This window comes from Nostoc sp. (assembly GCF_036917935.1).
In the GTDB taxonomy this organism is placed as follows: Bacteria; Cyanobacteriota; Cyanobacteriia; order Cyanobacteriales; family Nostocaceae; genus Nostoc.
The window spans coordinates 135,551-157,476 of sequence record NZ_JBALEL010000039.1 but is presented as its reverse complement, the minus strand read 5'-3'; the positions used below and the strand labels follow the sequence as shown (position 1 = coordinate 157,476).

17 protein-coding genes are annotated in these 21,926 nt (G+C 42.5%); 9 read left to right on the top strand and 8 right to left on the bottom strand.

Annotated elements, in window-relative coordinates; all coding sequences use genetic code 11:
- The first annotated feature begins 63 nt into the window (after nt 1-63).
- A complete protein-coding gene (locus tag V7K62_RS18005; protein WP_334866298.1) occupies nt 64-2,361 on the top strand; it encodes an IMS domain-containing protein in 2,298 nt (765 codons plus the stop codon).
- Nucleotides 2,362-2,847: 486 nt separating this feature from the next.
- Here V7K62_RS18005 and dhaL read toward each other — a convergent pair whose 3' ends face one another.
- From dhaL to V7K62_RS17990, 3 genes are all read right to left on the bottom strand, one after another.
- Nucleotides 2,848-3,483, bottom strand: coding sequence for a dihydroxyacetone kinase subunit DhaL (dhaL, locus tag V7K62_RS18000; RefSeq protein WP_334866296.1), 636 nt, complete (start codon nt 3,481-3,483; stop codon nt 2,848-2,850).
- A gap of 54 nt (nt 3,484-3,537) precedes the next feature.
- Nucleotides 3,538-4,614, bottom strand: coding sequence for a dihydroxyacetone kinase subunit DhaK (dhaK, locus tag V7K62_RS17995; RefSeq protein ID WP_334866294.1), 1,077 nt, complete (start codon nt 4,612-4,614; stop codon nt 3,538-3,540).
- A 187-nt stretch (nt 4,615-4,801) separates the two neighbouring features.
- The gene (locus tag V7K62_RS17990) at nt 4,802-5,677 is read right to left on the bottom strand and encodes an MBL fold metallo-hydrolase (protein ID WP_334866292.1); all 876 of its coding nucleotides are present in this window, start codon (nt 5,675-5,677) and stop codon (nt 4,802-4,804) included.
- Between the two features lie 190 nt (nt 5,678-5,867).
- Here V7K62_RS17990 and V7K62_RS17985 point away from each other — a divergent pair, with 190 nt between their 5' ends.
- Nucleotides 5,868-7,232 (top strand): serine/threonine-protein kinase, encoded by a 1,365-nt coding sequence (locus V7K62_RS17985; protein WP_334866290.1) that lies wholly within the window; start codon nt 5,868-5,870, stop codon nt 7,230-7,232.
- 122 nt (nt 7,233-7,354) lie between these two features.
- Here the strand turns inward: V7K62_RS17985 and V7K62_RS17980 are convergent, their stop codons facing one another.
- The 4 genes from V7K62_RS17980 to V7K62_RS17965 form a co-directional block, all read right to left on the bottom strand.
- Nucleotides 7,355-7,573 carry a type II toxin-antitoxin system HicA family toxin gene (locus V7K62_RS17980; protein ID WP_251957958.1) on the bottom strand — a complete coding sequence of 73 codons (219 nt, stop codon included), beginning with the start codon at nt 7,571-7,573 and terminating at the stop codon, nt 7,355-7,357.
- Nucleotides 7,573-7,815 carry a type II toxin-antitoxin system HicB family antitoxin gene (locus V7K62_RS17975; RefSeq protein ID WP_292760790.1) on the bottom strand — a complete coding sequence of 81 codons (243 nt, stop codon included), beginning with the start codon at nt 7,813-7,815 and terminating at the stop codon, nt 7,573-7,575. Before V7K62_RS17975 ends, V7K62_RS17980 begins: the two co-directional genes overlap by 1 nt.
- Before the next feature lie 144 nt (nt 7,816-7,959).
- Entirely contained in the window at nt 7,960-8,913 is a 954-nt protein-coding gene (locus V7K62_RS17970; protein ID WP_334866287.1) for a heme o synthase, read from the bottom strand.
- A gap of 234 nt (nt 8,914-9,147) precedes the next feature.
- A complete protein-coding gene (locus V7K62_RS17965) occupies nt 9,148-10,065 on the bottom strand; it encodes a COX15/CtaA family protein (protein WP_334866285.1) in 918 nt (305 codons plus the stop codon).
- Between the two features lie 404 nt (nt 10,066-10,469).
- On the opposite strand from V7K62_RS17965, the gene V7K62_RS17960 reads away from it, so the two are divergent.
- From V7K62_RS17960 to V7K62_RS17930, 7 genes are all read left to right on the top strand, one after another.
- Nucleotides 10,470-11,561, top strand: a complete 1,092-nt coding sequence (locus V7K62_RS17960; protein WP_334866283.1) for a cytochrome c oxidase subunit II — start codon at nt 10,470-10,472, stop codon at nt 11,559-11,561.
- A gap of 66 nt (nt 11,562-11,627) precedes the next feature.
- Nucleotides 11,628-13,364, top strand: a complete 1,737-nt coding sequence (gene ctaD, locus V7K62_RS17955) for a cytochrome c oxidase subunit I (protein WP_334866399.1) — start codon at nt 11,628-11,630, stop codon at nt 13,362-13,364.
- A gap of 105 nt (nt 13,365-13,469) precedes the next feature.
- Nucleotides 13,470-14,096, top strand: coding sequence for a cytochrome c oxidase subunit 3 (locus tag V7K62_RS17950; RefSeq protein WP_334866281.1), 627 nt, complete (start codon nt 13,470-13,472; stop codon nt 14,094-14,096).
- A 1,118-nt stretch (nt 14,097-15,214) separates the two neighbouring features.
- Nucleotides 15,215-16,456, top strand: coding sequence for a serine/threonine-protein kinase (locus V7K62_RS17945; protein WP_334866279.1), 1,242 nt, complete (start codon nt 15,215-15,217; stop codon nt 16,454-16,456).
- Nucleotides 16,457-16,626: 170 nt separating this feature from the next.
- Nucleotides 16,627-17,703, top strand: a complete 1,077-nt coding sequence (locus tag V7K62_RS17940; protein ID WP_334866277.1) for a PstS family phosphate ABC transporter substrate-binding protein — start codon at nt 16,627-16,629, stop codon at nt 17,701-17,703.
- Nucleotides 17,672-17,800 (top strand): hypothetical protein, encoded by a 129-nt coding sequence (locus tag V7K62_RS17935; protein ID WP_334866275.1) that lies wholly within the window; start codon nt 17,672-17,674, stop codon nt 17,798-17,800. Before V7K62_RS17940 ends, V7K62_RS17935 begins: the two co-directional genes overlap by 32 nt.
- 379 nt (nt 17,801-18,179) lie before the next feature.
- Nucleotides 18,180-18,950 carry a transposase gene (locus V7K62_RS17930; RefSeq protein WP_334866273.1) on the top strand — a complete coding sequence of 257 codons (771 nt, stop codon included), beginning with the start codon at nt 18,180-18,182 and terminating at the stop codon, nt 18,948-18,950.
- 59 nt (nt 18,951-19,009) lie between these two features.
- Here the strand turns inward: V7K62_RS17930 and V7K62_RS17925 are convergent, their stop codons facing one another.
- A complete protein-coding gene (locus V7K62_RS17925) occupies nt 19,010-21,898 on the bottom strand; it encodes a GUN4 domain-containing protein (protein WP_334866271.1) in 2,889 nt (962 codons plus the stop codon).
- Nucleotides 21,899-21,926 lie beyond the last annotated feature (28 nt).

Sequence of the window (21,926 nt, the reverse complement as noted above, 5' to 3'; positions counted from 1 at the left end):
GGTTTTACAGGCCTGGAACGCTCTAGGTGAATTATGTTGATCACGGTGCAGGGGAAGTAGGCTGTGCGAATTCCGCTAGATTACTACCGAATTTTAGGACTACCGTTAGCGGCAAGTGAAGAACAATTGCGACAGGCATATAGCGATCGCATTGTACAATTGCCACGACGTGAGTATTCTCAGGCTGCAATTTCTTCTCGCAAACAACTCATAGAAGAAGCTTACGTGGTTTTATCAGATCCAAAACAACGCAGTACCTACGATCAGCTTTATCTTGCCCACGCCTATGACCCTGATAACCTTGCTGCTGCCGCAGTAGCACTGGAAAATCGTCCAGAAAGCACCAAAAGGGGTACTAGTACCCAGAGTCTGGGTATCGAAATTACTCAAGACGAATTGGTTGGCGCTTTATTAATTTTGCAAGAGTTGGGAGAATACGAACTTGTACTAAAACTAGGTCGTCCGTACCTGGTAAATAAAAATGGTGCTACAAGTGCAAGAAAAGGCAATAATTTAGCAGACGAAGAAATACACGAAAGTGCTGAACATCCAAATGTTGTTCTCACTGTTGCCCTTGCCTGTTTAGAATTAGGTCGCGAACAGTGGCAGCAAGGTCACTACGAAAATGCCGCCATATCCCTAGAAACCGGTCAAGAACTGCTAGTACGCGAAGGGTTGTTCTCTAGTGTCCAGGCGGAAATTCAGGCGGATCTTTACAAATTGCGACCATATCGAATTTTGGAGTTGTTGGCACTACCTCAAGAAAAGACTGCCGAACGAAGCCAAGGCTTGGAATTATTACAAAACCTTTTAGAAGATCGTGGCGGGATTGATGGCACGAACAATGATGACTCTGGTTTAAATATAGATGACTTTCTGCGGTTTATTCAGCAGTTACGCAACCACTTAACAGTTGCAGAACAGCACAAGTTATTTGAAGCCCAAAGCAAACGTCCTTCTGCTGTTGCCACTTACTTGGCTGTTTATGCCTTGATAGCGCGGGGATTTGCTCAACGGCAACCTGCTTTAATTCGTCAAGCAAGGCAAATGCTTATACGTCTGGGCAAGCGCCAAGATGTACATTTAGAACAGTCGCTATGTGCGTTACTCTTGGGACAAACTGAAGAAGCAACTCGTGTTTTAGAACTTAGTCAGGAGTACGAAGCTTTAGCTTTTATTCGGGAAAAATCTCAAGACTCTCCAGATTTGTTACCGGGGCTGTGTCTATATGCAGAACAGTGGTTGCAACACGAAGTATTTCCCCATTTTCGAGATTTAGCAAACCAGCAAGCTTTCCTAAAAGATTACTTTGCGAACCAACAGGTACAAGCTTATTTAGAAGCACTGCCAACTGATGCAGAAACAACTAATGAATGGGCTGTAATTAACCCCCAGTATTTTCCCCACCCGCAGACAAATAATTCGTCTTTCCCTAACAATTCAACTAGAAATTCCGGGCAATTTAAGCACAGCAGAACACCAACACCTGACCTAGATTTGCCAGAAACACCCGAATATTCAAACTTCTCACCACATATATGGAATTCATCTGGGAGTGTAAAATCAGAGGTTCCTGCTGCTGAACGGACGAGCAGAGGCACTAATCAGCATTTGAACGGTTCAGCTAAAAGTGTTACACCCAGTCATAACCAAAAGCGTCGGCGGAGAAAACCGACTCCATCTGCTAGCCGAGGGCGTGTACCAGATAATCGTCCTCATGCTCGTCGTCCCCGGCGGCGGCGAACTTTTGCTAACACCATAGAAGGGAAAACACGGCTGGTATGGAGAGTGTTTATTTCTTTAGTGAGTATATTAGTTTTCTGGGTGTTAGCCACAACAACTTTTGGATGGTTAAAAAATCTGTTTTTTCCTACACGATCTGTACCTGTTTTCCAGTTGTTTGTACAGATAAATCAACCACCAATATCTATTCCTGATCCCAATAGTAAACCACAATCACTAGATGGCCCTTTGGCAGATGCAACAGCAGAAGAAGTCATTCTGACTTGGCTATCTACGAAGGCCGAAGCTTTAGGGCCGAATCATGAGATTAATAATTTAGAGCAGATTTTAACTGGTTCAGCTTTATCTCAATGGCGGCTGGTTGCTCAACAGGATAGGTTAGACAACCGCTACCGCAAGTACGAGCATAGCGTAAAGGTGGAATCTGTAGAGAAAATTGAGTTATTTGCAGATCGTGCCGCAGTGGTAGCTACGGTGAAGGAAGTGACGCAGTTATATGAAAATGGTCAGTTTAAAAACTCTTCTAACGAGAATTTGCGAGTTCGGTATGATTTGATTCGACAACGAGGTAAATGGCGTATTCAGAGTACATCTGTTGTCAATCAGATAATTAGATAAGGAATAAGAATTAAATAACATACAATTTATGTCTCTGGCTTACCTCACCCTCAATCCCTCTCCTTATAAAGGAGAGGGAAGCTAGATACAGGATGAAGTTTTGCATTTTATTTAATCCACGTTCCTAAGTTTGGATTTTTAGGCGATGTTTACAACGGGCTGTGGGTTCACAAAATCTTCAGAAAATAGTAAATTAATTTGGTCGGATGTTAGTACTTCTGCCTTGCCCAAACGCTTGATTATCATAGGCTTCGGGCTACTTTATCAAATAGTACTTTGTAAAGAATGTGTAAATTATAACTTTGTCTCTAGTGCTTACTGGCTTTGGAGAAGGTTTATGGATTAAAAGGCTCAACAATATATCAACTATTAAAATCAAAAGGGTGGTAGAAGCCACCCTTTTTACTAGCTTATTAATTATACAATAGGTAATATATAGCACTTTAGACTACTTTCTGCGCGACTCCTAATTACCCGAACTTGATATTACCTAGAACTTTCCAACACCCCTAACAAACTCTTCAACATCAAATAAGCAGAAGTCCCTCCTGGATCTGGATGTCCAATACTCCGTTCCCCCAGGTAGCTAGCCCGTCCCTTTTTCGCCTGCATTGGTATAGTTTCCTGCAACCCTTTTTGGGCTGCTGCTACAGCTTGTTGCATAGCTTCCAGCGTTCCCTTACTTTCTCCTACAGCTTGCCCAAAAGCGGCTACAGCCGGAGATAGCACATCCACCATTGTTTTGTCTCCCAGTTGCGCTTTGCCACGTTGCAGCACGCCGTCTAAGCCTGCTTGGAGTAGCCCTAAAACATCTTGTGCTGTTAATTCTTGCTTAAGAGCTACTGCTGTACTGGCTCGTAAAAACCAAGTGCCATAAAGAGGGCCACTAGCACCGCCAATAGAAGAAATTAAGGTCATACTCACAGCTTTGAGAATACTGCTGATGTCCTTGTCTGTAAGAGTTGGTAACTGAACGCTTACCTTTTTGAAGGCGCGATCCATATTGATCCCGTGGTCTGCATCTCCGATCGCAGCATCTAATTCTGTCAAATATGCTTTATTCTGCTCTATCTCGGTTGCATAAGCCTGCAACCATTGTAATATCTGCGCTTGACTTACCATATCAACATAATTCGTAATGACGCTCAAAGACTCGCTAACGCTACGCTAACGTAATTATGAAATTCCCCAGCGCCAACTTGGTGTTTTTAGTGGTGCATCCCATAGCCTGATCATCTCATCATCTAATTTCAGCAGGGTAATGGAGCAACCTTGCATTTCTAGAGATGTGATATAAGGGCCGATCAAGTTTCGCACAATTTGCAATCCTTGCTGTTCGCAGATTTGGGCGAGTTTGCGGTAAACAATATACAGTTCGGAAATCGGGGTTCCACCCATACTATTGACGAAAGCTAATAGGCGATCGCCTTTGGCAAATGGGAGATTTATTAGTTCTACATCTACCCATTCTCCTTTGTCTTCATCCCACTCGCGCAGTGTGCGGCTATATGCTGCATCCTCAATGAGCGATCGCGTCAAAATTTCGGTGATTTCATCTACTGATTTGATGGCTGTACGTTCTATTCCTGGCTCACCGTGGATACCGATACCTAATTCGATTTCGCGATCGCTCAATTCAAATGTCGGCGTTCCATTAGCGGGGACTGTACAAGATGTTAGAGCAATTCCCATACTCCGCCCATTCAGATTTACTCGGCGACATAAATTTGCTATTTGTGGCAAATCATACCCAACCTCAGCCGCAGCACCACAAATTTTTTCCGCTAGTATTGTTGTTCCCACACCCCGGCGTCCTTGGGTATAGAGACTATCTTTCACAGCCACATCGTCATCAATCAAAATATTTAGCACTCGAATGCCCTCACCACGGGCTAACTCCGTTGCCATCTCAAAGTTCATCACATCGCCACTGTAATTTTTGACGATATAAAGGATACCAGAGCTTCCATCTACTTGCTTGGCTGCTTCTAGCATTTGGTCAGGAGTCGGTGAAGTAAAAACCTCGCCAGGACAAGCTGCATCCAGCATTCCTCTGCCCACGAAGCCAGCGTGCATTGGTTCATGTCCACTGCCACCACCAGAAATAATTGCTACTTTACCCTGTATAGGTGCATCGGCTCGATAGACAAAAGCAGGATCGTAGTTCAGTTTAATTAAATCGGAATGAGCCGCCGCCATACCTTCTAGACTTTCCCGCACAAAGTCTTCCGGCTTGTTGATCAGCTTTTTCATAATCCGTGTTTGGTTAAAAGGGTGCTAAAACCCAGGTTATAGCGCTTCTGGTTTGTATGCAATACAGTCACCTCTCTCTAAATCTCTCTCCTAAAAAAAAGGAGAGAGACTTTGAATTTTCCCCCTTAGAGCGTCGGGAAGGGGGTTAGGGTTTTTCCACATGACGTGAAAAGTCAGTTATTTAATGTCAATCCAAAGATTCCATCAACTCAATACACTTGTGCATCTGCTGGCGCATGGTTTCTCTATCAGCATGAAACCTTCGCCCGTGACCTGGTAACACCCACTCAAAAGAGTAATTAGCCAAATTACGCATTGATTTAGTCTGTTCTGACCAAGAATACCAGCAGGCACCGTGGAATGCAGTCAGTTGGTGTAAGCTTTCTGACCAAGCGAGATGATCGCCAGTGAAGAGAAACTTATTTTTGTAGAGTAAAACAGTTTGTCCTTTAGTGTGACCGGGAACTGGGATAATTAATAAATCTGGTGTCAAAGCAAATGGTTCGGAACCAGTTAGCTGTATTTCTACATTGCGAGTATCCGCAGTAATATCATCAACGTGGAGGATGCGATCGCACTGGAAATGCTCGGCAAACTTTTGATGATCTGCCACATCATCTTTATGAGTTAGGTACATATAACGAATTGGCCCCAGTTCTTCTAAACGCTTGACTAAAGGCGGCGTAAACCGGGGAGAATCCACTAAAATGTTACCTTCTGGAAGTTGAATTAAATAGCTAGCAGCACCGTAAGATTTTTCAGAATGATAGCCGCAGTGGTAAACATTTTCCGCTACTAATATGGGAAACTGTTGTTGAGCAACTTTGATATCTTTTGGCTTTTCAACTGTGCCAATAGAACTAGTAGGACAAGCTAAAAGTGCTTCAAGTGCTGCTAATCTTTCTGCATCATTAGTTGGTTGATGATAAACAGCCGATTGATCATCTACATCATAAAATACTTCAGGAGCCATCCAGCGACAGGTATCACAATCAATACAGGTAGTATCTACATAAAAATCGCCGTTGACATTTTGGGGACGACGCTGATTTAAATTAGCCATATTAATCCTTTTGCTTCCAGGCGCTTACTGGGGAGCGATAAACTCTATATCACTACGTTAGCAAAAGTAACTTGAGACTGTAGCCGTCACTAGAAATAAATCTGCTGAAAAATATTAAGACTCGTGAAACCCAGTAAGCAGAAATTGGGAAAACTGAACATAGACACTATCTGCTGATATATTCCCAAATATGCTTTACTGTTCTAATTTCAGTTGTTCAAATCCCTTTAACCCTGATGAGAATAAGTTTTGCATTAAGTGTGGACAAACACTCACACCATTATTCAGAAACCGTTTCCGAGTAATACGACTTTTGGGTGAGGGTGGATTTAGCAGAACTTATCAGGCCAAGGATGTAGATAAGATAGATGAACCTTGCGTAATTAAGCAATTTGTCCCGCAAGTTCAAGGAACGGCTGCACTTGAGAAAGCAACGGAGTTATTTAAGCAAGAGGCGAAGCGGCTCTATGACTTGGGAGAACACCCGCAAATTCCCCGTTTGATTGCTTATTTTGAACAGGATAAGCGGCTTTATTTGGTACAAGAGTTGATTCAGGGGCAGAATTTATTACAAGAATTGCAGCAGCAGGGAGCCTTTAGTGAAGAAAAGATAAAACAGCTTTTAACTGATTTATTGCCTATCCTGAAGTTTATCCATGAACGCGGTGTGATTCATCGAGACATCAAGCCAGAAAATATCATGCGCCGTCTGGATGGCAAGTTAATATTAATTGATTTTGGGGTTTCTAAACAGATGAAAACAACTGTTTTAGGTGTTGGCACAACAGTAGGAACACCTGGATATACACCAATAGAACAAATGCGTGGTCAAGTTTTCCCTGCAAGTGACCTTTATAGTTTGGGTGTAACTTGTATTCGGCTGTTAACTCAATGTTTACCAAATGCAGATGGTTCTGATGAACTTTATGATGCGCTCAGGGGTTGCTGGGTATGGAGAAAATACTTACCACAATGTAGAAGTGTTACTCCTGAATGTGGGCAACTTTTAGATAAGTTAATTCAGGATTATGTGAAGGAACGCTATCAATCTGTTGATGAGGTAATACAATATCTTAATGCTGAAAATTTCAATTCAGCAGTAGGCATAGATTATACAATTTTGCAAAAGCTACTAGCATCTGATAAATGGCGAGAAGCTGATCAAGAAACTTGGAAGCTTATGCTTAGAATATCTCATCGAGAAAAAGAACGTTACCTCAGAGTAGAAGATATCATAAATTTTCGCTGTCAAGACCTCTTAACTATTGATCGCTTGTGGGTTAAATATAGTAATGGGCGCTTTGGTTTGAGTATCCAGAAGCGAATATGGGATAGGGTTGGGGGAAAACCTGACTTAGATTTTAAAACTTGGAAATATTTTGGAGAGTGTCTAGGTTGGCGAATTAAAAATAATTGGAAGCTTTATGATTCTCTATCATTTACATTAACTGCTCCTGCTGGACAACTACCCAGAGCAGTATGGAGTATGAGAATAGTTGGAAGAAGAAAAAGACTATCTGCTCTTACATCAAAGCTTGAGAATTGTAAAATTTAGTAGTTAAAGAAAGATTTGCTATGACTGTAATAAGGTATTGAAAATTTTCAGTTTTGGATTTTCAGTTTTAGAGATGCGATCGCACGAGAGATTATTGTATCATCAGCGATCGCGCATATAATTTATAACGCCTCCCATTCATCTCTGCTGATATTAGCTTGACGTAATATTCTATTTAGTAAGCTTGGGCTGATGTCTCCCTGATGTGGATTGGGAATTGTCAGCTTTAATTCATCTTTTACCATGTATTGATGCTTACCACCTGGGTAAGGGCCATCAAAACCTGCATCTTTCAGATAACGGATCAAATCCCGCCGATTAATCGATCCAAAGGGTGGCATTAGGCGACCTCTTTGGTAAAATTCAGGTCAACACCATCGAGTATCGGTAGAGTATGACCTAAACGCAATCCTAAAATAATCCATCCTTCAAGAGTATCTTGCAAATCCTCCCGGCAAGCTTCTAGTGTTGCAGCGTTTGCCCACACTCCTTGACATTCTGGAATTTCGCTATAAAAAGTTCCATCCTCAAGCAACTCGTAGGTTGCTTTGTGCAATGCTGTACGAATGTAATTTGTCAACATTTAGATTTTTGATCAATTTGGTCATGACTAAAATTTTACTTTTAATCGCAAATCCGCCAAACTCTAATTATTATGTATAATTTTTAATTTCTGAAAATGCGATCGCGCCCCTTTCCCAAACGCGATCGCTAAATTTTCCATCCCCTAGCTGATAAAATGCAGTTGATTAATCGCTGCACTAATTAGATTATGGGTAACAGGAAGGCTATCCACTACCATCCCCAGACACAACAGCATCATGTAGGAGATGGAAAAGAGAAACAACTCTTTAGCGATAGTGCGATCCTCTGGATTTTGCAACAAACGCCAAGATTTCTGGATAAATAATCCTCCCAGAATTACGGCGATCGCAGCATAAAGAATTCCACTCGCGCCCAAGGGATAAACCAATAACACGGTTGCAAATACTGTTACCAGCGTGTAGTACCAAATCTGCTTCACGGTTGCGGTATCACCTTCAATCACAGGTAGCATTGGTATCCCCACCTTTGCGTAATCATCCCGAATCATCAGAGCTAAAGCCCAGAAATGGGGTGGTGTCCACAAGAAGACGATGGCAAAAATTAACCATGCTGACCAGCTTAATGTACCTGTGACAGCAGCCCAACCCACTAACGCCGGAATTGCCCCAGCCGCCCCACCAACAACGATATTCTGGGTGGTGTGGCGTTTCAGCCAGTGGGTATAGACCAAAATGTAGAAGACGATACCAGAGAAGGCTAACAGCGCCGCTAACAGGTTGGCAAATACTGCTAGGAGTGTAAAGGAAATCGTCGCCAGTGCGATCGCAAAAATTAGAGCATCGCGTGGCTGCACCTTACCCGAAGGTATCGGACGATGGCGCGTCCGCTCCATGTCATAATCAATATCCCGGTCATACACACAGTTAATCGTCTGGGCGCTTGCAGCTGCCATTGTGCCACCAGTGAGAGTTACTAGCAACAGCAATGGATCTACTTCTCCCTTAGCAGCAATCCACATACTCCCAGCCGTAGTAATCAAAAGCAACGGAATAATCCGAGGCTTCGTTAGCTGGTAGTAACTTTGAATTACCTGTAAAAATGTTTCGTGGTGGCGAGAGACATTAGTCTCAATCATTTTGGCTCTGGTTCCTTATTTTTCAACAACTTACATGCAGCCCTCGCTCAAGCTGGCTCTTTCAGGCAAATGAAAACACAGATTTTCTGCACCTGCGTGGGTCGCATCATCAGTGCTGAGTGCTGAGTTAGAAGTTAGGAGTTGGAAGTTGGGAGTTAGGAATTCTTTCCCTGCTCCCCCATTACCCCATCTCCCCCACTCTCTACTCAGCACGGGCTAAACCTGAGCTATCCGCTAACGTGACTCAGCACTAACTGAGTCACGTAGTGATAAAACTGTGAAAGCCACCAAAGTACCCAGCAAAGTAGCTCCTATAGCTTGGTGAGAGACGGTAAGAGGCTCTACTTGGAGATGTAATTTGAAGGTGGCGAATCCCAACAAGATTTGTAATGTCAACAACCCACCAGCCATATTTGCCAGTCGCCGTAAGGCTGGATGTAGTGCTGGTGTACGCCAACAGATAAATACCATTGCCAAGGTTGCCACTGTTGGCGGCACGAAACCAGCAATATGACTGTACATTACAGTACAAAGTTGAGAACCACCGAGGCATTGGTGTAGCGCCCAGCGAGAGCCTACCAAAGCACCTAGAAGACTTTGTAGGTAAACCAGAACAGCGGCAGTTAAACCGACCCAAGGCAACTTACCAACGGTTCCATTCCCCTGATAGGGTGTGAGTGCTGTGCCGATAATTAGGAGGGTGGTAAAAAACAACAGCGCCGTTCCTAAATGAGCGGTAACGATATCAAACCGCAACAGTTCGGTAACGGTGAGTCCCCCCAAAATACCTTGGAAGACGATTAAAAACAGGGCGAATGTGGATGCCCAAGGCAGCCAAGAGGGTAAGAACCGACGACGCCACCAGGACAAACCGAAAAGTGCGATCGCGCTTAAACCAATTAAAGCTGCATCCAATCTGTGAAACCACTCCAAAAACACTTGGAGATTCATTTGCTTGGCTGGCACGAGTTCGCCATAGCATAAGGGCCAGTCTGGGCAAGCAAGTCCAGCATTCATGACGCGGGTGGCACTGCCTATGGCCATCAAAATTAAGGTGGCTATGCACATTTTCCACACCAAGCGCCGAATCATTTCCTTGGGCTTTTGCTGCTGAAGCGCCGCTTCATTTTGTTGTAGGACAAATTCGCTCATGAACGATACCTTCTGCCCGCTCTTGGTGGATCTCTTAAAATTTTCAATTTTCTTTTAGTGTCCCATCTCCACCCTAGCGTATAGGCTATGGGTTTATAGATTAGCACTCACTTATACTTTGAATCACTCCAGCAAAGTTTTGCCTGAAGCTTTAGGTATTTTTCAAGATGTCAGAAATGGATTAATCACAATTAATTTAAACATCCTAAATTTTTACTTAAATTTTTTCACTGATTTGCATCTATTTTTGGCGTTGTATAATATTAGACTCATACTCAAAATTACTAAAATAGCCAAAAAAATTAATAAAAATTTCAGACCTTTGTCCCCCATGTCTGACAGCCTAGACTACCTTAGTAAGTGAGTAGCTTTGAGATAACATAGTAAATTCAATTAAGTAAGCCGTGAAGATTCCAAGTTCCATCTGGACATTACTCATTGGCATCGTGCTAACGCTAGCCAGCTTTTGGTACGGTCAAAATCACGGTCTGTTGCCAGCGGCCGCCACTGATGAAGCCGTCTTGGTGGATGGTCTATTCAACACGATGATGATCGTTTCCACAGGGATATTTCTGCTCGTTGAAGGTATTTTAATTTACTCTGCATTTAAATATCGTCGGCGTGCAGGTGACAATGAAGACGGCCCACCAGTTGAAGGTAATGTACCTCTAGAAATTCTCTGGACTGCGATCCCAGCAATTATCGTTATTGGTATTTCTGTTTACAGCTTTGATGTCTACAACGAAATCGGTGGCTTTGATCCCCATGCTATCCATGAAGCACCGATGATGAATCAGGAATCGATGAAAATGCCAGGTCATGGGAGTGCCATGGCCGCAACTTTAAACGATACTCCTCCTGGCAGGGAACCCAACCTCAATCAAGAAAAATCTGATGAGGCAATGCAAGACCCAGCTACCGCAGAAGTCCGCAATGCTGACCAAATTCCCCAACTGCGGAATGCCCCAGGTGTAGGTAGTGTTGCCCCGACAATTGGCGGCAGTCCTGAAAAAGCAGGCAAACCAGCAGAATTACTGGTCAACGTCACTGGTCTACAATATGCCTGGATTTTCACCTATCCTGAAACTGGTATAACTACAGGTGAAATGCACGTTCCCATCGGGCGAGAAGTGCAAATCAGTATGACCGCCAATGATGTCATTCATGCCTTCTGGGTGCCAGAGTTCCGCCTAAAACAAGATGCGATCCCCGGTAGGCAAAGCGAGATTCGCTTCACCCCCAAAAAAGCAGGAGATTATGTCCTGATCTGTGCTGAACTTTGTGGCCCCTACCACGGTGCAATGAGAGCGCCAGTAGTTGTTGAGTCAGAAGAAGCCTTTGACAAATGGCTACAAGAACAGCTAGTTGCTAGCAAAGAAACACTAAATCAAGCGATCGCTATTAACCCTGCTGATCTATCCCCAAATGAATTTCTCGCGCCTTACACCAAGGACATGGGAATTAAGCCAGAAATCCTCCATCAAGTTCACCATTAGTCAATTGTTATTTAGTCAAAATCCAATGACTAATGACTAATGACTAATGACCAATGATTAATGACTATGACACAAGCTCAGTTGCAAGAAACTGCCAATATCCCCGCCCTTCTTGAGGAACCAGGGGTCAGAAAATGGCAAGACTTCTTTGGCTTTCAAACCGACCATAAGGTGATTGGGATTCAATACCTAGTCACTTCGTTTATTTTTTACTGCATTGGCGGCGTAATGGCTGAATTGGTTCGCACAGAACTGCGAACCCCAGAAGTAGATTTTGTTACCCCAGAAGTCTACAATAGTCTGTTCACGCTGCACGCCACGATCATGATTTTCCTTTGGATCGTGCCAACAGGGGCAGGGTTTGCTAATTATCTAATTCCCCTGATGATTGGGGCAAAAGATATGGCATTTCCGCGGCTGAATGCTGTTGCCTTTTGGATGATTCCACCTGCGGGTGTGTTACTGATCGCCAGTTTAGTGGTGGGCGATGCCCCAGATGCCGGTTGGACTTCCTACCCTCCCCTGAGTTTGGTAACAGGACAAGTGGGCGAAGGCATTTGGATTATGAGTGTCCTGCTGCTGGGTACGTCCTCAATTTTGGGGTCGATAAATTTTCTGGTAACATTGATCAAGATGCGTATCCCCAGCATGGACATACACAAAATGCCCTTGTTCTGCTGGGCAATGTTTGCCACTTCGTCACTGGTTTTGGTATCAACCCCAGTCTTAGCAGCAGGTCTGATTCTGCTTTCCTTTGACTTAATTGCCGGGACAACATTTTTTAACCCAAGTGGTGGTGGCGACCCAGTAGTATACCAACACATGTTTTGGTTTTACTCCCACCCAGCGGTTTACATCATGATTTTGCCCTTCTTTGGCGCAATTTCAGAAATTATCCCCATCCATTCCCGCAAGCCGATTTTTGGCTATAAAGCGATCGCTTATTCCTCTCTTGCTATTAGCTTTCTGGGGCTAATTGTTTGGGCGCACCACATGTTTACCAGCGGTATCCCCGGCTGGTTGCGGATGTTCTTTATGATCACCACCATGATCATTGCCGTACCCACGGGAATTAAAATATTTAGCTGGTTAGCAACCATGTGGGGTGGAAAAATCCAGCTGAACAGTGCCATGCTATTTGCCATCGGCTTTGTTGGCACCTTTGTAATTGGTGGGATTAGTGGCGTGATGTTGGCAGCAGTGCCCTTTGATATTCACGTTCACGACACTTATTTTGTGGTGGCACACTTGCACTACGTCCTATTTGGCGGTAGCGTGTTAGGTATTTTTGCTGGCATTTACCACTGGTTCCCGAAAATTACGGGACGAATGATAAACGAATTTTGGGGTAAGGTTCACTTTGCCTTGACTATTGTCGGTCTAAACATGACCTTCTTACCTATGCACAAGCTAGGTTTAATGGGCATGAATCGCCGTATCGCCCAATATGACCCCAAATTCACCACACTGAACGAAATCTGCACGTATGGTTCTTATATACTGGCAGTCTCGACATTGCCCTTCATCATCAATGCGATTTGGAGTTGGTTGTACGGCGAGAAAGCTGGGAATAATCCTTGGAGGGCACTTACCTTAGAGTGGATGACTACCTCACCGCCAGCGATCGAAAATTTTGATCAAACTCCAGTACTGGCTACGGGCCCCTACGACTACGGTTTGGAAAGGGCTAAAGAAGATGTACCTTTATATGATCCCAATCCATTATTATCTGGTGGCCCAAACTCAGTATTAAGAGCAGAACCCGACCCAGAGGTTGCTGCAAATCCCGAAGACCGGAAATAAATGATCTGGGGAATTGGGCATTAATCAATAGTTCTTCTGCCTCTGCTTCCTCTGCCTCCCCTACTCCCTCATCTCCCCACTCCCCAATTTATCCTTTAAAAATTCATGCAAAGTCAAACTATTGACCCAGCTAAAACCGAACTGAATCATCACCACGCGGCGGAAGCGTCCGTCGGTCATCACGAAGAACATCCAGATCATCGCCTGTTTGGGCTAATTGTCTTTCTGATTGCTGAAGGGATGATTTTTATGGGACTGTTCGGAGCCTACTTAGCTTTCCGTGCTACCTTACCTGTGTGGCCGCCAGCAGGTACCCCAGAATTAGAACTATTGCTGCCTGGAGTCAACACCATCAATCTAATTTCTAGTAGTTTTGTCATGCACAATGCCGACACTGCGATCAAAAAGAACGATACAAGAGGTGCGCGAATCTGGTTAGCAATTACGGCGGCGATGGGTGCTATTTTCTTGATAGGTCAAGTATATGAATATACCCATTTGGAATTTGGTTTAACTACCAATTTATTTGCTAGTTCATTTTACGTTTTGACTGGTTTCCACGGATTGCACGTTACCATCGGCGTTTTAGCGATTGTTTCTGTGTTATGGCGATCGCGCGTTCCGGGTCACTACAGTAACGAAAAGCACTTTGGCATTGAAGCCGCCGAAATCTACTGGCACTTCGTTGACGTGATTTGGATTATTTTGTTCGGATTACTGTATCTACTGTAAGTATTAATTATTAGTTGTTCACTCCACGCGGACAACTTAATAAGCTCCCACTAGGGGGCTTTTTTAATTAACAGAATAAAAATATGAGGGAAAAAGAATGTAGAGACGTAGCATTGCTACATCTCTACAAGGGTTCTGGATAACGCATATTTATCCTTTACCTAAGATAGAGTTACAAAAAATATATTAAAACAAGCGCAGACTATTCCCACTATTACTATTGCTAGATGCAACTGAGTTATTGCAAGTGATACAGACGCAAGTAAAAAGTAGGAAAAGTAGGAAAAGTAGGATATTTTGTATAAACTATTGAATAACCAGTTAATATGCTGTAAATTGATATTCCAAGGACGAAATAAACCAATCAATAAAAGAAGTTCGCAAATTTACGCGGATTTAATTTCAGGAAAGGCAGTCCTAATATTTTTTCTAGTCATGAAAGTAGAAACTTGAAGGTCTTTGAGAGATCGCAAACATTGTAATTCGCCATTTTGCTTTCTCATTTGAGTAGTTCACATATTCATTGCGTTATCGCAAGCAAATACGCATTACCGATTTGCCAGAATTATAAGTAGAGCGAAATAATAAAATGTGAGTGATTGACAAGTTACACCTATGTATCTCAAAAACCATCACTCAGTATTTACCTCAAGACTGACCTGCTCTTTTTTAGTTTTGCTGTCGAACTCACATTCATATTACAATGCGATCGCAGTTAGTAATGACTAAAATCCGATCGCCAAATTGTGGCAAACACTGTAAGGGTATTTGTGCCTTTAAATTCTACGGCTGAAAGTTTTGTCAGTAATCAGACTTAACAGTTAAAATAAATAAACATCCTGACTCATAAATATTGTCCTCTGCCCACAGTTTAAATACTGTGGACTACTGTTAAATTAATTTACTTAAGTGATAATATTACAGAAGTACTTCATACAATTAATTTTGTATTAAGATACCTATATAGGTATTAAATAAAGCAATAAAGCACCAAACGTATCCAAAGCATAGGTCGCCCGATGGCTAACTGCCTCAAATACCAGTAAATTTAGCGGCAGCTATTCATAATCTCACCCAAGCTCTGAATGGTCAGTAAATTAAGAAATAGTATACGCCACATGAGCCAGAACCCTCTAGTCAGAAAAACCCTCCGGAGTCGCTTTGAGACTGTCAAACTGACGGGAAGCGGAGAATCTGGTAATACTTACTTGCTAGGAGGTGCTATACGTAACAGATATCGATACTCTATTGCCAGAAAAACACTTCGGAATCGCTTTGAGATTGTCAAACACTTAGGAAGCGGAGGATCTGGTGATACCTACTTAGCCGTTGACTTGGATTTACCAGGACAACCCCATTGTGTCGTCAAACATTTTCACCCAAAAGATTCCAATCCTGCTATTCTACCGATCGCTAAAAAGCTATTTGATCGGGAAGCGGAAGTTTTATACCAGCTAGGCAACGACCACGATCAAATACCGAGACTATTTGCCCATTTTAATGAAGATGGGGATTTCTATTTAGTCCAGGAATTTATTGACGGTCACGCCTTGACTCAAGAAATTGTACCAGGTCAGCGTCTTAACGAGAATACAGTCTTAAATTTATTAAAAGACATCCTAGAAGTGCTGGCCTTTGTCCACCAACACGATATTATTCACCGAGATATTAAGCCCCAAAACTTAATGCGGCGCTACTCCGATCAGAAGATTGTGCTAATTGACTTTGGCAGTATTAAGAAAATTGGTGCTTTGGGAGCAGGCTTAACAATTGCTGTTGGGACTCCTGGCTATATGCCAAGCGAACAGGCTAAGGGAAAGCCAAAACTTTGCAGCGATATCTATGCAGTAGGTATGATTGGCATTCAAGCTTTGACAGGTTTAATACCTGAGCAACTACCAGAAGATCCCAGTACTGGAGAAGTTATCTGGCGCGATCGCGCACAGGTAAGTGACGCTCTGGCAAATGTTTTAGATACAATGGTTCGCGATCGCTACAACCAGCGTTATCAGTCTGCCACAGAAGCTTTGCAAGCGCTTAATTCCGATCTGGCGTTGTCACAGTCCTCACCTGCTGGCATCAACCAAAACGCTGATGATAGCTATTTGGTAACTTATAAAAACTTTATTTTACTGCTAGGCATAGGTCTTGGTGCTACCACTAGTTTGATAGTAATAGTTTTAATCTATACATTCATTAATACGGGGACATCGCTTCCAAACCAACCTACTCCACTAAAGAGTTTTCTAGAAAAATTTGTTGAGTTCTCTCTAACTAATACGAATAGTCTACTAGCTAAATCAGCACCTAATAGAAGAATCTGTCAAAGCAATTGCACCATTATAAAAACTATCAAATAGCAAATTTAATTTCACTACATTAGAAAGAGTTAATTATCTAGCAGCAATCATAAAGCTGGCTATTAACTAGCTATTACAGATTTACTTTGAATTTAAAGATTTAAAGATTACTGGAGGAGAAATACTTAGATATTCCTGTAAGATAAATACAATAAACAAAATTTCAAGATATGGACAATACAAATCAAAGAAAAGCTTTAATTAACAGCGAAATAGCCCTCTTTCTCAGAGGTTTGATTATTGGTAAAGTTCTTACACTTATGGTTATTGGCGGATTACTTTGGTGGTTATTGAAGCCAAATTTATTGTCCCGCAACAGCGTTAACTCTCCCTCTAATCAAAATTTCAACAGCGTCTCTAATAATACATCAACTTTTCAGACAGTTGCTGACGTTCCCCCTGCCTCATTCAACTACGGAGGTAGTACGGCTTGGGCATCTATCCGGCAATTGGTAGATTCTCAGATCCAGAGCGATCGCCCGGAACTACAATTACGCTATGTCAACCCTGTTAATGGTAGCCCTGGTTCTAGCTCCGGCATTCGGATGTTGCTTGATGGGAAACTAGACTTTGCTCAGTCTTCCCGACCCCTCACAGATGAAGAAAAGGCTATGGCAAGAGAGCGAGGCTTTACCCTTGAGCAACGTCAGGTGGGTATGGATGGCATAGCAGTGGTAGTCAACCCATCACTCAATGTGTCAGGTTTAACTGTTGAACAATTGCAGCAGATTTATTTGGGGCAAATTACTAATTGGAATCAAGTAGGTGGGCCAAATCTACCCATCACAGCTTTTTCCCAACGACCAGAGGATGCAGATACAGTAATATTCCCTAGTAACAGCGACTTAAAGGGGCAAGCACTTGGCTCTAATGTGCAGTATGTCTACTCTGCTACAGAAGCAGTGCGCCAACTCAGTAAAACCCCTGGTGGTGTGTATTACGCTTCTGCCCGTTCAGTAGTCTTTCAATGTAGTGTGAAGGCTTTGCCATTGGGCCGGACTTCTGGTCAGGCAATTCCCGCTTATCGCGAACCGATGGTGTCGCCTGAACAGTGTCCACGTCGGCGCAACCAGCTAAATACTCAGGCGATCAAAAATGGCAGCTATCCGATGATTGCTAATTTGTTTGTGATTATTAAGCAGAATAAAGGTCGGGAACAGCAGATTGGAAATGCATACACCAATCTTTTATTAACTGACCAAGGGCAAAGAGCAATTGAACAAGCTGGTTTCGTTGGGATTCGCTAGTAGATTTGATGATGTTAGCGATCGCCATGAGAACCAATTTACAGTAACACCAGTAAAAGCGATCGCACATCATTCCCCCACCAACGCCAGTGCTTGATTAGATTACACGGTCAGAGAGATAGATTCCCAAAGAGCGCAAAGCAGAGAAAATTTCTTCAGGTAGCTCTAAGAGGATGTTTTAAAAGTAGTCGGCTGTAATTTTAGGCACTTGTTGATCCCCCCAACCCCCCGATAAATTGGGGGGAAAGTCTCTAAAAGTCCCCCAATTTATCGGGGGATTTAGGGGGATCTAAAACGTTTTGCTACCGACTGGAGGACTTTTAAAACATCCTCTTAGGTGACAGTAGTCATAAAAAAATCTATTGTAAAAGCCAAATCTAGACCAATACGGTTCAGTTAGCCATAAAAACCTTAACCTACGATTATCCTTAACTGAACCGTATTGAAATATAGACTTAACTTTAGCAATTTTACCAATGTCTCGCCCTCGTCGTAACTTTCAACCAGGTTTCTGCTACCACATCACTACACGTTGCAATAATCGAGAATTTCGTCTCACGCGGTTGGAATGCCGTGAAGTTTTCCTTTATGCCATCAAAAAGGCACAGCAAAAGTATGGATTTAAACTCTATGCACTCTGCATTATGAGTAATCATGTACATTACTTGCTGGAACCCAAACAGCCTGAAGAATTGCCCAAAATCATGCACTGGCTCAACTGGTACACTGCTATGTGCTTTAACCGAATGTTGAACCGAACAGGTCATTTTTGGGAGAAGCGATACCACAGTACAGGTTTTGCCAATACCGATAAACGACGAGCTTTAAATACCCTGAGATATATTCACGCTAACCCTAAAGCAGCTAGCATACAGCAGGGCTTTTTCTATGACTTTAGCAATTATGGCACTCATGACCGTTTGAGTAATGACGGTATCACTCAATGGCATCCAGCATTTTTGCAGTTGGGCAGAACTTTGGATGAATGCGCGGCGAAGTATCGCAGGTTTTGTCAGAAATATAGATCGCAAGCAAAGCCTGAGAAGAGAAATTATTGGGGTAGTCGCTTTTTACCGTCGATGATTAAGGCTGGTAAGGCTAAAAAGTCATCGCCTGGGCAAATGAGTTTACCTTGGAATAACCAAAAAGTAACCGAAAGTACGGAGGTGCATGAGGTAGCAGAAAAATTTATGAAGGCAAACTGCTATCTGTCCACAGTGCCAGGTATCGGATCTTTGAAATGTTGATTATTGGGTGAGAAAGTGGGCTGTGATAAATGTTTACAAACTTGTGAAAGCTTTATCTGTTACAGTTTACAAGTCTCGATGCGAGAGAAGAGATTGGGTAGGTAAACCCCTCTTAGAGGCATTACAACGACGTAATAAAGGGGTAAGTGTCCTTTAGAGGCACTAGTATTAAAAATTAATTGTTCAAACCACTTTTCATCCACTTTCCATCCCACGCGATCGCTAAATCGGATATAGGCTTCAACGCTTTTGGCATTTGTATTCATCACTCTACCACCTAAACGAACATAGATCCATCTAACAGGAGGGAGAAGCAGAACCTTGTTAAAGGGCGAATTTGTTTGATTTCCTTCCAACATTCCACCGACACTGAGATAAATTTCTTTTTGAACACTAAAACCAAAGTGTCCATTGCTGTACTTTACCCAGAGTTGGTCAATTGTTCTCAGGTCTTTACAAGGAAATTGCCGAATGTCATCCAAGTCTAAATAGCCTTGTTTTTCTCGCCCTGCTACCTGAAGCATAAGCCTATCAGTTTCATTATCAGCCTCTTTCCACATACCTGCTGCTAGGTAGTAGGCTAGTTGTTCATAAAGAGTAGGTACTTGAAACCGAACGAGCCGAATTCCTTCTTTATCTGCGTACTCTTTATCTTCCTCGCAGGGATGCTGTTGTCGGTCTTTGTGTGTCACTTGTCTATAACAGATTCCCGGTTCACCCAAATCTTTGCGACTTCTTAAACTCAGCCAAGCACAAAAACCATTAGCATCCCAAAAACTAATATTAATTACAGGTTCGCTAGCTTGTTTTTTATTTGCAAGAATACTAGGGGAACTTGTTTCATTTAAAAACAGTTGATATTCTGCATAAGTTATATAACTGCTATCATAAGCTTGGCTTTCTTGTTCAGAATAGCTGTCTAAACTCTGCAAATCTTGATTCAACTGACTGAGGCGGTAAGCCAGCTTCACCTCAGCCGCCAACGTAAATTCATCAAGCTGATCAGATTCTAATCCCTGCTCTAACTTAGCTTTTAGCTGATCTTGAACTGCTCGATCAATTTGTTGGGCTTCTTTGCCTTGCCAACATTGGTAGACAAGGGTTAGCACTGGTATTGTTGCATGATTCAGAGCAATTTGAATTAAGTGAGTTGCATCAGTTTGCGCGACATAAAAGCGAATTGTTTCTCTCCACCAAGCAAATTTTTTATCGTCAGCTAATGCTTCTAACAATATATTTTCTTGCTTTGTTTTCTCAATTTCAACAGCCGCTAAATATTCTTGAAAAGTTTTGTGAGCCAACTCATATATTCCCTCTTGTTCTCTCTCACTCATTAACTCCCGCACACCCAGATCATCTTTTTTGATAAAGTCCTCTGGGGAAAGCGTTTGATTAGGAAATCTGTCTAACTTTTCTTTAATGAGTGATTTAGCTTCCTTGAATGTCTTTTCATGAGTAGAAGTTTCATCTAAAGTAAATGCCTGGGTATTCTCTTGCATTAATTCCAGCGCTAGGGACTTTAAAACGACTTGTTTTTGCTCGGCTGAAAGGGATGTAGACAATCCTTTGGCTCGCTGTCGTCCCTCTAACAATACCCGACAAATATCTTTGTATAAATCTACTCGCTTTGTAGACAGAGTAACTTCACTGTCATGGGTGATGGCAATCATATTGAGTAATAGGGGATTCCTTGCCATCACCTTTAGAGACTGAGATGTATCAATTTGAGCAATCAGATTATTTGCCGATTTGATAGCACTATCTCGAATTCCTAAGTCTACTTTGTTGTTATTTCCCTCTTTTTTGCGGCACTTATACCAGTCTTGAATAAATTTATTGCGTTGCTCACGAGTAAATGGCCGTACTTCTAATTCCAGGAAATTACCTTGCAATGGTGCTTTTTTATAACCTTCTGGGCGTGAAGTCAAAATAAAAGGAGTATTACGGTATTCATTGATTTGTTGACTCACCCATTGGCTCACCTGTTGTCGTTGAGTATCATCAGCAATTTCATCTAATCCATCAAGCATAACCAAACACTTATTTTGACGAAGACGTTTGGCAAACCAACCTTGACGCGGTTCTAGAGGTTGGCTAGATTGCAGTTTTTTAACGGCATTCTCAATCACTAATGCTAGAGATGGCTGTGGTTCTTGGATAATATCTTGGTAGACATTTCGCAGTTGCAGCAAAATGGGAATTAGCTTCGGAATTTTTCGATGTAATCGGCGTTGTTTACGTGTGGCATATAACAAAGTGATATGTCTGAGGAGTGTTGATTTTCCCGAACCAGGCGCACCCAAAATTACCAGACGTTGCTTAATATCCCCCGTCATCAGTACAAGAATGTCCCCAATTTCTTGCTGTTTGAGTGGATCAAATACCTGTTGAGCCTGAATAATATTTTGAGAAACCTTTTCGGCAGATGTCTGTGCCATTTTCAGAGGAACAAAAAGATTTTCCAGTTGCAAAGTTCCTCGATTGATTCCCCGAATTTCATACTCCCGACAATCAAACTTTAGTCGTTCATAGTATTTGCCTTCAAAGTCGGAGGTTAGTTTTGCCCACAAATCCAAAAATATTTTTTCAGCATTATTCAACATCCAGTCCAGCAATTTATCAATGCGTGGAGCCAGCTTATTAGCAAACTGAATCAGTAGCCACAGAGCAAACCCTCCTACCACACAAAGTCCGGCTTCTTTCCATTGAGATTTGCGTGCAAAATCAAGTGCAACCGCAATCAAAGCCGCAGGTGTTCCTAAATTGACGAGCTTTGAATCTAGGATTTTCCAAAACCCTTCTAGCGTCAAGGGTGCGTTTTGGTCTTTTGGGTCTTCTGCCATTTTGGGTTTGTAGACGAAAGTCTGTTCATAGGATTGAGTATAAGCGATCGCACTGTTGCAAATAAAGAAAGGTGCGTAGACGCCGAGCGGCTTGTCGTCAGACATCGCGTTTCTTCTTAAACTCCAATGGCTG